Here is a 13,476-nt window from a genome sequence, read left to right as displayed (position 1 = left end):
GGCCCTCGTCCTCCTGGGTTCGGTGTGTCGTCGCTCCGCTATGGCCGCCCGTCGCCGGGCCCGTCGTCCCCGACCGGTCCCCGCTGTGGACACCCGGACACACGCCGTCCACACCGGTGTCCACAGGCTGTGCACGGGCCCGCGCCGCAGGCGCAGGGGCCCGCGCGTCCTGTCGGAGTGGGGACGTTCCCGCAGGTCGGAGACGAGTCGTCGTGCTCGTCGGGGAGCGTGGGGGTCGGTCCACACCCGCGGGGCGGCCCCCACGCCGGACGCCGGTGTCCGGTGTGGAGCGACGGCGACGCTAACAGCCCCGTCCACAGCCCGGCAACGAGCAGGCCGACAGCGCCCGGCGTGCCGCGGGGCGTGTCGCGCAGAGGTCTCGCGCAGGACCACAGCGTGGCACCACCACCGCCGCGGGCGGTTGCGGGACCATGAACAGTCGGCGTCCGCCCGGACCGCCGATCCCCCCGCTCCCTCGGCTATGCTGAGCTGAGTCCTGTGGACGGGATCCGGCTCCTGCCGTGCGCCCGTCCCTGTCGCGTATGCCCGCCTCCCGGTGGGCACGCCCCGTCGATGCCGTGTAGTGGGAGTACCTCGTGAGCAAGCGCACGTTCCAGCCGAACAACCGCCGCCGGTCCAAGACCCACGGTTTCCGGCTGCGGATGCGCACCCGCGCGGGCCGGGCGATCATCGCCGGCCGTCGGCGCAAGGGCCGCGAGAAGCTCTCCGCCTGAGGTGCTGCCCGCGCAGGCCCGCCTGCGCCGGCGTCCGGAGTTCACCGCGGTCGTCCGGTCCGGCAGGCGAGCCGGACGGCCGACCATGGTGCTCCACTACCTCCCCGAACGGCCCGCTCCCCCCACCGTCCCCGGCGGGGCCGGGAGTCCGCGGGCCGGGTTCGTCGTGGGCAGGGCCGTGGGCAACTCGGTGGTCCGCCACCGAGTCACCCGGCGCTTGCGCGCCGCCGTCCTCGAGCAGCTGGACCGGCTGCCGGTGACCGCGGACCTGGTGGTCCGCGCCCGGCCGGAGGCCGCCACCGTCACGTCGGCGGAGCTGCGCCGCGACCTGACCGCCGGGTTGGACCGCGTGCTCCGGGTCCGCACCCCGTGACCACCGACCGGTCGGCTGCCCGCGACGGACGAGGTCCGGTCGCTCGGGCGCTGCTGGCCGCCGTCGGCTTCTACCAGCGGGCCATCAGCCCCAACCTGCCGCCGCGCTGCCGCTTCCAGCCCACCTGCAGCGACTACGCCGTCGAGGCGCTGACCGTGCACGGCGCGGGGCGGGGCAGCCTGCTGGCCCTGTGGCGGCTGCTCCGGTGCGCCCCCTGGCACCCTGGTGGTCTGGACCTGGTGCCGCCGGCCCGCACGTCCCCACCCGGATCCGCCCGACCCGTCCCCCCGGCACCGCACCGGGGCCCGCAGCAGGAGGCTGGCGTTGCTTGACTGGCTGTACACCGCCATCTCCTGGGTCATGGCCCAGTGGCACTCGCTGTGGAGCCTGGTCTTCGACGACCCGGCGGCCGGCACGGGGCTGTCCGGGCTGGCCTGGGCGCTGTCGATCGTGTTCCTGGTGGTCACCGTCCGGCTGATCCTGTTCCCGCTGTTCGTCAAGCAGGTGAAGTCCCAGCGGGCCATGCAGGAGCTGCAGCCGGAGATCCAGCGGCTGCGCAAGGAGTACGGCAGCGACCGGCAGGGCTTCGCCGTGGCCATGCAGAAGCTCCAGAAGGAGCGGAACGTCAACCCGCTCGCCGGGTGCCTGCCCATCCTGCCGCAGATCCCGATCTTCCTGTCGCTGTTCCACGTGCTGCGCCGGCTGGCCCCGGGCGCCGACGGGCTCTACAGCTGGGACGACGCGCTGACCGACGAGGCCGCGCGGGCACCGTTCTTCGGGGCGCCGATCTCCTCGTCGTTCGTCATGAGCGGCGCCAAGGAAGACGCCATCCTCGCGATCACCGGCGGCTACGGGCCGATCCGGATCGTCGGGTTCCTGCTCATCCTGGTCATGAGCCTGACCACCTACGTCACGCAGAAGCAGATCATGTCGCGCTCGGGCCCGGTCGAGGGCCAGGCCGCGATGGTGCAGAAGCTGCTGCTCTACGTCATGCCGCTGAGCCTGTTCGTCTCCGGCTTCTTCTTCCCCATCGGCGTGCTGCTCTACTGGTTCACCAACAACCTGTGGACGCTGGGCCAGCAGTTCTTCATCCTGCGCAAGATGCCGCCGCCCGGCTCCGACGCCGCCAAGGCCAAAGGGCTGAAGGACGGGACGCTGAAGCCGCCCGTCGACCCGAAGACCCTCGCGCCCAAGCCCGGCGCCAAGCCGGTCCGCCCGAAGGCCGGCCGGACCGCCGCCCCGGCCTCGACCGTCGACCCCTCCGGCGACGCGACGGCCGGCACGAACGGCGGTGCGACGGCCGGCACGGGCGGCGACACGACGGCCGGCACGCCGACCGACGGTCCCGCGGACGCGCCGGCACCCTCCGGGGCCACCGCCGCCAGTGCCAACGGCGCGTCACCGGCCGCGCGGGCCGCCAACGGGCGGCCACGCGGGACGGCCGGCCGTGGCAGCCCGGGCCCGGCCAACCGCGGCAAGCGCAAGCGCCGCTGACCCGGCGCGCGCGGTGCCCGCTGCGGGCGCCCGCGCCGGCCACCGACTCCCGGGGAGGACCCGGACGCCCGCACCGACTGGAGGACCGCCATGAGCGCCCCGCAGCACCCCACCGAGCCGGCCGGCCCCACCAGTGAGGCCACCTCCGGCGCCGTCCTGAGCCCGGTGCCCACCGACGCCGGGGGCCCGGGGCAGCCGGACCTGCCCGACCCGGACGAGGACGGGGCGGACGCCGCCGTCGAGCCCACGGACGTGACCGGGGACGACGGCGGGGACGACGCCGACGACCTGCTGGTGCGTGAGGGGGACGTCGCGGGCGACTACCTGGAGCGGCTGCTGGACATCCTCGACGTGGACGGCGACATCGACCTCGACGTCGAGGGCGACCGCGCGTCGGTGGCCATCGTCGGCGGGGACCTGCAGGACCTGGTGGGCGCCGACGGAGCGGTCCTGGAGGCGCTGCAGGAGCTCACCCGGCTCGCCGTCGCCCAGTCCACCGGCGTGCGCAGCCGGCTCATGCTCGACGTCAGCGGCTTCCGGGCCCGACGCCGCTCGGACCTGACCTCCCTGGCCGCCGACACCGCCCGCCGGGTCGCCGGCAGCGGGCAGCCGGAGCGGCTGTCGGCAATGAACCCCTTCGAGCGCAAGGTCGTGCACGACGTCATCTCCGGCGTCGCCGGGGTGCGCAGCGAGTCCGAGGGCGAGGAACCCCACCGCCGCGTCGTGGTGCTGCCGGAGCGGTGACCGAGCCGACCTCTTCCGGCACGGACGTCCCACCGGCCCCACCCGTCGCGCGGACGGTGTTCGGGGCCGGGTTGGCCGACGTCGAGCGCTACGTGGCGCGGCTGGCCACCGACGGCGTGACCCGCGGACTGATCGGCCCACGGGAGGTGCCGCGACTGTGGGAGCGGCACGTGCTCAACAGCGCGGCGGTCGCCGACGCCGTGCCACCGGGAGCCCGGGTGGTCGACGTCGGCAGCGGCGCGGGCCTGCCCGGCATCCCGCTGGGGCTGGCGCGGCCGGACCTGCGGCTGACGCTGGTCGAGCCGATGGCGCGGCGGGTGGAGTTCCTCGAGGAGGTCGTCGCCGAGCTCGGCGCCCCGTGGCGGGTCGTGCGCGGCCGCGCCGAGGAGCGCTCGGTGCGCGCCGCGGTGGGTGCGGTGGACGTCGTCACCGCGCGGGCCGTGGCTGCACTCCCCCGGCTGGTGTCCTGGTGCCGCGGGCTGCTGCGGCCCGGGGCGCAGCTGGTCGCCCTCGTGGGCACCCGCGCGGTGGAGGAGCTGCCGGCGCTGCTGGCAGAGCTCGAGGCGGCCGGCATGCGCGACGTGCACGCGCGGGCTGTCGGCGCGGAGCTGGGGGAGGCTGCCACTACCGTGGTGGTCATGACGCGTGGCCCCCGATGAGGTGCGTTCCACGTGGAACGTCTCGGTCAGGGACGTCGCGGTGTTCCACGTGGAACGGACCGACAGGGAGGAGCTGAGATGACCGACCCGGGCCAGCGGCTGCGCAGCAGTCTGACGGCCGACCAGTCGGCCTCGACCGTCGAGTTCGACAGCCCCATCGCGATGGAGGCGCTGCGGGCCACCCGGGTCCTGCACGCGGCCGACCAGGAACCGTTTCCCGCACCCGGCCGCATCCGGGTCATCACCATCGCCAACCAGAAGGGCGGCGTCGGCAAGACCACCTCGTCGGTGAACCTGGGCGTGGCCCTGGCGCTGTACGGGTTGCGGACGCTGGTCGTCGACCTGGACCCCCAGGGCAACACCAGCACCGCCCTCGGCGTGGACCACAGCGTCGGGACGCCGTCGGTGTACGACGCCCTGGTCGGGGACAGCTCGCTGGCCGAGGTGGTGCACCCGACCACGGCCACCCCGCTGCTGTCCTGCGTGCCGGCGACGATCGACCTGGCCGGCGCGGAGATCGAGCTGGTCTCGGTGGTGGCCCGGGAGTACCGGCTGCGCCGGGCGATCGAGGCCCACCTGGAGGAGCTCCCGCCGGAGCAGCGGCCGCACTACGTGCTCATCGACTGCCCGCCGTCCCTCGGCCTGCTCACGCTCAACGCGCTGGTCGCCGGGGACGAGGTGCTCATCCCCATCCAGTGCGAGTACTACGCACTCGAGGGGCTGGGGCAGCTGCTCAACAACATCGACCTGGTCCGCCGCCACCTCAACCCGGGGATCGCCGTCCGGACCATCCTGCTCACCATGTACGACGGGCGCACCAAGCTCGCCGACCAGGTCGCCGCGGAGGTGCGCAACCACTTCGGCAGCCTGGTGCTCGACGCGGTCATCCCCCGGAACGTCCGGGTCTCGGAAGCCCCCGGGTACGGCCAGTCGGTCGTGACCTACGACCCGGGGTCCCGCGGCTCCACGAGCTACGTCGAGGCCGCCCGGGAGCTGGCCCAGCGCGGTGCCGCCCTGCCGCCGCTGCCCTCGCGGCCCTCGCCCGGCTCGCCGGTGGCCGCGGCTGCCGGACCGGCGTTCCCCGACCGTGCCGCGGCGACCGTCCGCGTGCCCCCGTCCTCCCAGGAGATCCCGTGAGCGAGCTCAGCACCGGTCCGGGCGGCCCCGCGGACGCGGCCGACGAGCGCCGCCGGGGCGGCCCCCTCGGCCGGCGGGGCGGTCTGGGCCGCGGGCTGGCGGCGCTGATCCCCACCAGTGCACCCGCCGACGACCGGCCCGCGCCGGACGCCGGGGACCCCACCGGCGGCCCCGGCGACCGCGAGCACGCCCCGCCGGCCGCTCCGGTGCACCTGCTCCCGCCGGCCGCCCAGGCCGCGGCGACGGTGGCCGCGCAGGCCGCGGCGACCACGAGCGTGCCGGGCGCGCAGCTGCGCGAGGTGGCCGTGGCCGACGTCGTGCCCAACCCCCGCCAGCCCCGCCAGGTCTTCGACGACGAGGCGCTGGAGGAGCTCACCCACTCGGTGCGGGAGTTCGGCCTGCTCCAGCCGGTCGTGGTGCGCGAGCGCGACGGTGACGCGGGCGGCGGCTACGAGCTCATCATGGGCGAGCGGCGGCTGCGGGCCGCCCGTGCGGCCGGGCTGGAGGCGGTGCCGGCGATCGTCCGGGACACCACCGACGACGCCCTGCTGCGCGACGCCCTGCTGGAGAACATCCACCGGGTGCAGCTCAACCCCCTGGAGGAGGCCGCGGCCTACCAGCAGCTGCTGGAGGAGTTCGGCGCCACGCACGAGGAGCTGGCCAGCCGGATCGGTCGCAGCCGCTCGCAGGTCACCAACACCATCCGGCTGCTCAAGCTGCCGGTCAGGGTGCAGACCCGGGTGGCCGCCGGCGTCATCTCCGCCGGTCACGCCCGGGCGCTGCTGGGGCTGGCCGACGCCGAGGCGCAGGAGGCCCTCGCCACCCGCGTCGTCGCCGAGGGCATGTCGGTGCGGGCCACCGAGGAGGCGGTCGCGCTGGCCGTCGCCGCACAGCCGGCCGCCAAGCGCCGGCCGCGGCGGTTCAACGCCCCCGGCGTCGAGGACCTCGCCGGTCGGCTCTCCGACGCCTTCGAGACCCGGGTGCAGATCCAGATCGGCCGCGCCAAGGGCCGCATCGTCGTCGAGTTCGGCTCGGTCGACGACCTGCAGCGGATCATCGGCCAGATGGCCCCGGACATCACCGGCCGCCGTCCGGAGGAGTGAGAGCCGGTTCCGTCACGTACGGAATCCGGCGGCCCCGTCCAGGGCACCGCCCCCAGCGTGAGAGGGGGAGGGAGGACGGGGCCCTCCCTCAGCGGGCGGCGGCGGCCCGGCGGGTGAGCAGCCGGGACAGCACGTCACCGAGCGAGGAGCCGGCCGCCTCCACCGCCATGGGGAACATCGACGTCTCGGTCAGTCCTGGGGAGACGTTGACCTCGAGAAAGTGGACCTCGCCGTCCGGGGTGACGATCGCGTCGGTGCGCGACAGGTCGGCCAGGCCGAGGACCTCGTGCACCCGCACCGCGAGGTCGGCCGCGCGGGCGGCGACGTCGTCGGCGAGCCGGGCCGGCGCGTGGTACTCGGTGAGGCCGGGGGTGTAGCGGGAGGTGTAGTCGAACACGCCGGACTCCGGCGCGATCTCCACGGCCGGCAGCGCCTCGGGCCCCTCGCCCAGGTCGACGACGGAGAGGGCCAGCTCCACGCCGTCGACGAAGCGCTCGACCAGCACGGTGTCCCCGTAGGCGAAGCAGCTGACCATGGCGGCCGGCAGGTCCTCGACCCGGCTCACCTTCTGCACCCCGAGCGCGGAGCCACCGGAGGCGGGCTTGACCACCAGCGGCAGCCCCAGCCGGGCGACGATGAGGTCCAGCACCGCACCGGCACCGAGCTCCCGGAAGGTGCTGTGCGGCAGCGCCACCCAGTCCGGGGTGGTCAGCCCGGCGGAGCGGACGACGGACTTGGCGGCCGGCTTGTCCCACGCCAGCCGGCAGGCCGCGGCCGGTGAGCCGACGTAGGGCACGCCGGCCAGGTCGAGCACCGCGCGCAGCGCGCCGTCCTCGCCGGTGGCCCCGTGCAGGGCGATGAACACGGCGTCGGCCGGCGCGGCGGCCAGCCCGGGGAGCAGCTCGGCGTCGGCGTCGCGCAGCTCGGCCTCCACGCCGGCACGGTGCAGCTCCTCGGCCACCTGCGTGCCCGAGGACAGGCTGACCTCCCGCTCGACGTTGAGGCCGCCGGCCAGCACGACGGCCCGCAGCGGGTGCACCGCGGCGGTGGGCTCGGTCGCGGTGGCCGGTGCGGTGTCGCTCATGCCCGCTCCTCGGAGCGGTCGCTGCTGGCCGGACCGACGGCGCCCGGCCGGCCGCCGGACACGGCGCGGAAGGTGCCGGTGTCCACGCCGTCGAAGGTGGCGTGCAGGTCCAGTTCGGCCTCGATGACGCGGGCCAGCCGGCGCACCCCCTCGCGGATCTGGTCCGGCTCGGGGAAGCAGTAGGACAGCCGCAGGTGCTCCCGGCCCGACCCGTCGGCGTAGAAGCCGATGCCCGGCACGTAGGCCACGTGCGCGTTGACCGCGCGCGGCTGCATCAGCTTGGCGTCCAGCCCGTGCGGCAGCTTCAGCCACACGTAGAACCCGCCGTCCGGGCGGGTCCAGGTGGTGCCCGGCGGCATGAGCGCCTCCAGGGACTCCAGGGTGGCGTCGCGCCGCTCGCGGTAGAGCTCGACGAAGTGCTTGACCTGCTCGCGCCACGGCTGCGTGTCCAGGTAGCGGGCCACGGCGTACTGGGTGAGCGACGGCGGGCAGAGCACCTGCGCCTCGGTGGCCAGCACCAGCTTCTCCCGGACGGCGAGCGGGGCGAGCACCCAGCCCACCCGCAGGCCCGGGGAGAACGTCTTGGAGAACGAGCCGAGGTAGATGACCCGCCGGTCGTCCCGGGCGCGCAGGGCGCGCATCGGCTCGCGGTCGAAGCCCAGCAGGCCGTAGGGGTTGTCCTCGATGACCAGCAGGTCGTACCGGTCGGCGATCTCCACGACGGCCTGCCGGCGCGGCTCGGACAGCGTGACGCCGGCCGGGTTGTGGTAGTTGGGCACGGTGTAGAGGAACTTCACCCGGTCACCGGCCGCCCGGCACTCCAGCAGCGCCTGCTCCAGCGCCTCGGGGACGAGCCCGTCGTCGTCCATCGCGACGTGCCGCACGCGTGCCTGCGCGGCCTGGAACACGCCCAGGGCGCCCACGTAGGAGGGGCCCTCGGCGAGGACGACGTCGCCCGGGTCGACGAACACGCGGGTGACCAGGTCCAGCCCCTGCTGGGAGCCGACGGTGACCACGACCTCGCTGGGGTTGGCGTCGGTGATGCCCTCCAGGGCCATGACGTCGCAGATCCGCTCGCGCAGCCGCGGGTCGCCCTGACCGGAGCCGTACTGCAGCGTCTGCGCGCCCATCCCGGACACGAGCTCACCGATCATGGAGCCGACGGCGTCCAGGGGCAGCGCGGTGACGGCGGGCATCCCGCCGGCCAGCGAGACCACCTCCGGACGGCTCACGACGGAGAACAGCGCGCGGATCTCCGAGGCCTTCATCCCGTGCGTGCGGGCCGCGTACCGGTCGGCCAGCGGGTCCAGCCGCGGGTGCCGCGGAGCCGGGTGGTGCGCACCGGGGCCCGGGGACGTGCCGGGCGGGAGGGAGGCCACGCCCCGAGTGTAGGGAGCACCGGGGCCTGCCCGACCCGGACACGGCCGGGACGGACCCAACCGTCACACCCGTCGCGCCGTGAGCGGTCAGCCCCTCGCGGGCAGCACGAAGGTGCCGGTGGGCGGGTCGGCCTCGGCGGGAAGGAACAACCGCTGGACGGCGGCCAGGACGGCGCTGGCGACCGTGCTGCGCAGCCGGGCGTCCAGCAGCAGCAGCCGGTCCACGGGGTGCGACAGGTAGCCGCAGTCCAGCCGGACGGCGGGCATCCGGGTCATCCGCAGCAGGTCCCACGTCTTCGGGTGGGAGCCGAGGTCCAGCAGCCCAGTGCGGGCGACGACCTCCCGCCGGGCCAGGTTCGCGAACTGCTCCCCCACCGTCGAGGACGGGCCCGACCCGGTGCCGTAGTAGTAGCTGGCCACCCCGCGGGCGTGCTCGGAACGGTGTGCGTCGGTGTGCAGGGACAGGAACAGGTCGGCGCGGGCGTCGTTGGCGAACGCCGTCCGCTCCGCCGGGGTCGGGTCCTGGTGTCGGCCGCGGGTCAGGTACACGGTGGCCCCCGCCGCGGCGAGCCGGCCCTCGATGCGGGAGGCCAGGTCGAGGACCAGGTCGGCCTCGGTGGTCTCCCCGGCGCTGAAGCCGCGGTCGGTGCCGCCGTGCCCGGGGTCGACGACGATCCGCCGGCCGATCAGGTGCGGGCCGCTCTCCACGAAGCTGGCGCTCTGCCGCAGCAGCTGCGGCCGCCCGCCGGTGACCTTGCGGCCGAGCTGGCGCAGGGCGCGCAGCGTGGCCGGCCCGCAGGTGCCGTCGGAGGTCAGGCCGTAGTCGCGCTGGAAGGTCCGCAGACCGGCCTCGGTCTGCGCGCCGAAGACGCCGTCGACCGGGCCGGCGTCGTAGCCGAGCTCGTGCAGCCGGTCCTGCAGGTTGGTGACGTCGTCCCCGCGCATCGGGCGCACCGGGTCGTGGTGCAGCAGCCGGTCGCCCAGGGACCAGCGCGCCTCGGACAGCGCGCGGTAGGTCTCCTCGCCGACCCGGCCGTCGACGGTGAGGCCGCGCACCTGCTGGAAGTGCCGCACGGCGAGTTCGGTGGCCGGGTCGTAGACCGTCTGCTCCAGCGGTACCGGCTCCTGGGCCTCGCCGGCGGGCAGCAGGGTCAGGGCGCGCAGGGCGGCGCGCACGTCGGCCACGACGGGACCGCGGTCCCCGGGCCCCAGGGGCTGCATCTGGCTGTCGGTTCCCATCGGGGTCGATTGTGGTCCCCGTCCGTCCGGTCGGCCCGGCGGGCCCCGGACGCACGAGGGCCTCCCCCGCCGGTGGCGGGGGAGGCCCTGGTGACGTGTCAGGCCGTCCGGGTGTGTTCGGTCCTCACAGGTAGTCGGCGAGGTCGGAGAGGATCGCGCCCTTGGGCTTGGCGCCGATGATGCTCTTCACCGGCTTGCCGCCCTGGAAGACGGTCATCGTCGGGATGGACATGACCTGGTAGTCACGCGCGATCTGCGGGTTCTCGTCGATGTTGAGCTTGGCGATCGTCAGCTTGTCGCCGTGCTCGGAGGCGATCTCCTCCAGGACCGGGGCGACCATCTTGCACGGGCCGCACCACTCCGCCCAGAAGTCGACGAGCACGGGCTTGTCACTGCCCAGCACGTCGTCGGCGAAGCTCGCGTCGGTGACGGTCACGGTGTTGCCTGCCATGGGTCGCTCTCCTCGTGGTCCGGTGACGGCCGGGGCGCAGGGGCCCCGGCCGGTGGGTCTGTGCGGGACAACCCGCTCGACGGGTGGTGTATGCCCCGGAGGGTCACCCCCCATGGGTCCGCGCCGAGCGCGGTGAGCTCTTGGGACGGCCACCCTCCAGGGGCCCTCCGCCTGAGCTCGCGAGGCGTGGGGGGAAGGAGGAGGGCCACCTCGCAGGGGCGGCCGTCAGCGCTCGCCGAAGGCGGTGGCCAGCCATCGCTCGGCGTCGATGGCGGCCGCGGCCCCGGTGCCGGCGGAGGTGATCGCCTGGCGGTAGATGTGGTCGACCACGTCACCGCAGGCGAAGACGCCCTCGAGGTTGGTCCGGGTGGTGGGGTGCTCGACCTGGACGTACCCCTCGTCGTCGAGCTTGAGCTGGCCGACGAACAGCTCGCTGCGGGGGTCGTGGCCGATGGCGACGAACACCCCGGAGACCGGCAGCTCCTCAATGGCGCCGGTGCCGACGTCGGTCAGCTGGACGCCGGAGACCGTCTGGTCGCCGAGCACGTCGGTGACCTGCTTGCCCAGCGCCCAGCGGATCTTGTCGTTCCCCTGGGCCCGCTGCTGCATGATCTTGGAGGCGCGCAGCTCCTCCCGCCGGTGCACGACGGTCACCGACCGGGCGAAGCGGGTGAGGAAGGTGGCCTCCTCCATCGCCGAGTCGCCACCGCCGACCACGGCGATGTCCTGGTCGCGGAAGAAGAAGCCGTCGCAGGTCGCGCAGGCCGACACGCCGCGGCCCAGCAGCCGCTGCTCGTTGTCCAGCCCGAGGTAGCGGTACTTCGACCCGGTCGCGACGATGACCGCGTGCGCCCGGTGCACCTCGTCGCCGACCGTGACGACCTTGGGCTCGGCGGTCAGGTCGACCTCGGTGACGTCGCGGGCCACCAGCTCGGCGCCGAAGCGCTCGGCCTGGGTGCGCATGTCGTCCATGAGCTGCGGGCCCTGGATGCCCTCGGCGAACCCGGGGAAGTTCTCGACCTCGGTCGTGGTCATCAGCGCGCCGCCGAACTGCGAGCCCTCGAACACCAGGGGGTGGAGGTTCGCGCGGGCGGCGTAGACGGCGGCGGTGTACCCGGCCGGACCGGACCCGATGATGATCAGGTCGCGGACGCCGTCGTGCTCGGCGGGCGGGATCGCGGGCACTGCGTGCTCCTCGGTCACCGCGGGGCCAGGGGTCGGGTGGTTCGTCGTCACGGCTGGCACAACCGGGACCGTGGTGGCCGCATTCCTGCGCCCGGTGCTGCAACCGGCCGCCCTCCAGGTAGAAGGACCCCGTCCTCCTCACCGCTCGCAGGCTCGCGGCGAGCCTCTGGACGGGGCCCAGCGCGAGCTCGCGAGGCGTGGGGGGGAGGGTGGTCCTCCTTCAGCCGGCCGGTGTGAGGGTGACCTCGGTGACCTCGGCGGAGAACCCGCCGTCGGAGGGGACCAGCCCGGTGACCCACACCAGCAGGTAGCGGGTGGTCACCGGCTCGTCGAAGGCCAGGTCGGCCGCCTCGCCGAGCGTCCCGCCGGCCACCACCCGGTAGGCGGCGAGGTCGCCGTCGGGCCGGTCACCGACGCGGACCTCCACGGTGGCGCCGGCGCTGCCGCTGATCCCGACGCCGGCCAGCGGCTGCTCCGCGCCCAGGTCGTAGAGGACGCCGACGCCGTCCTTGAGGTTGCCGAACGCCGGCGACCCCCGGTAGGTCACCGTCGACCAGCCGGTGGCCGGGTCGCCGTCGAAGGACAGCGGGACCTCGTCGGGGTTCTCCGGGTCGCCGTCGCCCTGGGGGTTGTAGACGCTGCCGCCGGCGATGGTGGCGGCGGCGGGCGCGTCCGCCGGCGGAGCGCTCTGCTGCGGGGCCAGGGGGCCGGCCGACGGCGCGCTGGGGGCCGCACCCGGGTCGCCGGTCCCGTCATCGGGCACCGAGAGCACGCTGCTGCCCAGCCAGGCCGCCAGCGCGACGACCACGGCCAGCGCCAGCAGCGGCAGGCCCACCAGCAGCAGCCGGCGGCGCCGGGCGTCGGGCCGGCCGGCCGGGTCGTCGTCGGCGCCGTCCTCCCCGGCCGACAGCGGCAGGAGGTCGTCCTCCTCGGCGGCCGCGTGCCGCCGGAGGGGTACCGGCGGCAGCCCGCGGGCCGCCAGCGGCGGGGCGGAGCTGCTCGTGGCGTCCCGCGTCGGGGGGTCGACGGCGGGCCGGCGGCCCCCGGACTCGGCGCGCTCCTCCTCGCGGCGCTCGCGCAGCCGGCGCAGCCACCCGCTGTCGGACTCGTCGGCGGCGCGCGCCGGGTCGGCGGTGTGCCCGGTGCGCGGCCGCTCGGTGAGCAGGGCGGCCATGGCCGCGACGCTGGACAGCCCGGCACCCGGGTCGGTGGAGCGGGCCCGGCGCACCAGCGCCGCCAGGTCGGGGGGCATCCCGGCCGCCGTCGTCCCCTCGGGGACCGTCCCGGGACGCCGGCCGGTAAGGCAGTACTCGAGCAGCTCGCCGAGGGCGGCCACGTCGCCCTGCACGGTGCCGCTGGCGGCGGGCACCGAGCGCAGCCCCACCGAGCCGCCGCGGCGCAGGACGACGGTCTCCGGGGTGAGCCCGCCGACGGCCAGGCCGACCTGGTGCGCCGCGGCCACGCCCTCGGCCAGCCGGCGCAGCACGCTGCGCGCCTCCCGCTCCGACATCGGGCCCTCGGCGAGGCGCTCGGCGAGGGTGCTGCCCTCGATCCACTCGTTGACGACGTAGGCCGCGCTGCCCGGGGCGGCGTCCTCCCCCGCCCGGCCCGCGCTGCCCTCGGCGGCGTCGTAGACCATCGCCAGCGCCGGCGTGGCCAGTCCACCGGCGGTCAGCGCGCGGGCGATCCACTCCCGGGCGGCGGGCCCGCCGGGGGTGTGCACCCGGATGGCGACGTCGCGGTTGAGCACCCGGTCCAGGGCCTGCCAGGTGTGGATGACCCCGGTGGGGGTGGTCTCGGCGGGGCCGACCCGGTCGATCGGGCGGTAGCGGTCGGGCAGCCCGGTGGTCGTGGACGTCATCGGTGCGCCCGGCCCCCCGTCCCCTCCCGGCCG

General features: G+C 75.4%; 14 protein-coding genes. 8 read left to right on the top strand and 6 right to left on the bottom strand.

Annotated elements, in window-relative coordinates; all coding sequences use genetic code 11:
* Window positions 1–596: 596 nt before the first annotated feature.
* From rpmH to RTG05_RS22235, 8 genes are all read left to right on the top strand, one after another.
* On the top strand, window positions 597–734 hold the full coding sequence (rpmH, locus tag RTG05_RS22270) for a 50S ribosomal protein L34 (RefSeq protein ID WP_089305879.1): 138 nt from the start codon (window positions 597–599) through the stop codon (window positions 732–734).
* Between the two features lies 1 nt (window position 735).
* Window positions 736–1,107: a ribonuclease P protein component gene (rnpA, locus tag RTG05_RS22265; RefSeq protein WP_166526923.1), complete on the top strand. Its 372-nt coding sequence runs from the start codon at window positions 736–738 to the stop codon at window positions 1,105–1,107.
* The gene (yidD, locus tag RTG05_RS22260; RefSeq protein ID WP_166526922.1) at window positions 1,104–1,439 is read left to right on the top strand and encodes a membrane protein insertion efficiency factor YidD; all 336 of its coding nucleotides are present in this window, start codon (window positions 1,104–1,106) and stop codon (window positions 1,437–1,439) included. Before rnpA ends, yidD begins: the two co-directional genes overlap by 4 nt.
* Window positions 1,432–2,601: a membrane protein insertase YidC gene (yidC, locus tag RTG05_RS22255; protein WP_208104719.1), complete on the top strand. Its 1,170-nt coding sequence runs from the start codon at window positions 1,432–1,434 to the stop codon at window positions 2,599–2,601. Before yidD ends, yidC begins: the two co-directional genes overlap by 8 nt.
* A 90-nt stretch (window positions 2,602–2,691) precedes the next feature.
* Window positions 2,692–3,345: a Jag family protein gene (locus RTG05_RS22250; protein ID WP_166526921.1), complete on the top strand. Its 654-nt coding sequence runs from the start codon at window positions 2,692–2,694 to the stop codon at window positions 3,343–3,345.
* Complete coding sequence (gene rsmG, locus RTG05_RS22245; protein ID WP_166526920.1) at window positions 3,342–4,004, top strand: 16S rRNA (guanine(527)-N(7))-methyltransferase RsmG; 663 nt, start codon at window positions 3,342–3,344, stop codon at window positions 4,002–4,004. Before RTG05_RS22250 ends, rsmG begins: the two co-directional genes overlap by 4 nt.
* 78 nt (window positions 4,005–4,082) lie before the next feature.
* The gene (locus tag RTG05_RS22240) at window positions 4,083–5,141 is read left to right on the top strand and encodes a ParA family protein (protein ID WP_166526919.1); all 1,059 of its coding nucleotides are present in this window, start codon (window positions 4,083–4,085) and stop codon (window positions 5,139–5,141) included.
* Entirely contained in the window at window positions 5,138–6,244 is a 1,107-nt protein-coding gene (locus tag RTG05_RS22235; protein WP_315912154.1) for a ParB/RepB/Spo0J family partition protein, read from the top strand. Before RTG05_RS22240 ends, RTG05_RS22235 begins: the two co-directional genes overlap by 4 nt.
* A gap of 88 nt (window positions 6,245–6,332) precedes the next feature.
* Here the strand turns inward: RTG05_RS22235 and RTG05_RS22230 are convergent, their stop codons facing one another.
* The 6 genes from RTG05_RS22230 to RTG05_RS22205 all read right to left on the bottom strand — a co-directional run bounded on the left by RTG05_RS22230 (window position 6,333) and on the right by RTG05_RS22205 (window position 13,443).
* Complete coding sequence (locus tag RTG05_RS22230; RefSeq protein ID WP_166526918.1) at window positions 6,333–7,328, bottom strand: D-alanine--D-alanine ligase family protein; 996 nt, start codon at window positions 7,326–7,328, stop codon at window positions 6,333–6,335.
* Entirely contained in the window at window positions 7,325–8,707 is a 1,383-nt protein-coding gene (locus RTG05_RS22225; RefSeq protein ID WP_315912153.1) for an aminotransferase-like domain-containing protein, read from the bottom strand. Before RTG05_RS22225 ends, RTG05_RS22230 begins: the two co-directional genes overlap by 4 nt.
* Before the next feature lie 87 nt (window positions 8,708–8,794).
* Window positions 8,795–9,946 carry an N-acetylmuramoyl-L-alanine amidase gene (locus RTG05_RS22220; RefSeq protein ID WP_315912152.1) on the bottom strand — a complete coding sequence of 384 codons (1,152 nt, stop codon included), beginning with the start codon at window positions 9,944–9,946 and terminating at the stop codon, window positions 8,795–8,797.
* 124 nt (window positions 9,947–10,070) lie between these two features.
* Window positions 10,071–10,397 carry a thioredoxin gene (gene trxA, locus RTG05_RS22215; RefSeq protein ID WP_166526917.1) on the bottom strand — a complete coding sequence of 109 codons (327 nt, stop codon included), beginning with the start codon at window positions 10,395–10,397 and terminating at the stop codon, window positions 10,071–10,073.
* Between the two features lie 225 nt (window positions 10,398–10,622).
* The gene (gene trxB / locus RTG05_RS22210; protein ID WP_208104718.1) at window positions 10,623–11,582 is read right to left on the bottom strand and encodes a thioredoxin-disulfide reductase; all 960 of its coding nucleotides are present in this window, start codon (window positions 11,580–11,582) and stop codon (window positions 10,623–10,625) included.
* Between the two features lie 220 nt (window positions 11,583–11,802).
* The gene (locus RTG05_RS22205) at window positions 11,803–13,443 is read right to left on the bottom strand and encodes a hypothetical protein (RefSeq protein WP_315912151.1); all 1,641 of its coding nucleotides are present in this window, start codon (window positions 13,441–13,443) and stop codon (window positions 11,803–11,805) included.
* Window positions 13,444–13,476 lie beyond the last annotated feature (33 nt).

Source organism: Geodermatophilus sp. DSM 44513, from assembly GCF_032460525.1.
In the GTDB taxonomy this organism is placed as follows: Bacteria; Actinomycetota; Actinomycetes; order Mycobacteriales; family Geodermatophilaceae; genus Geodermatophilus.
The sequence above is the reverse complement of the archived record's forward strand: the minus strand, read 5'-3'. Positions and strand labels throughout refer to the sequence as shown.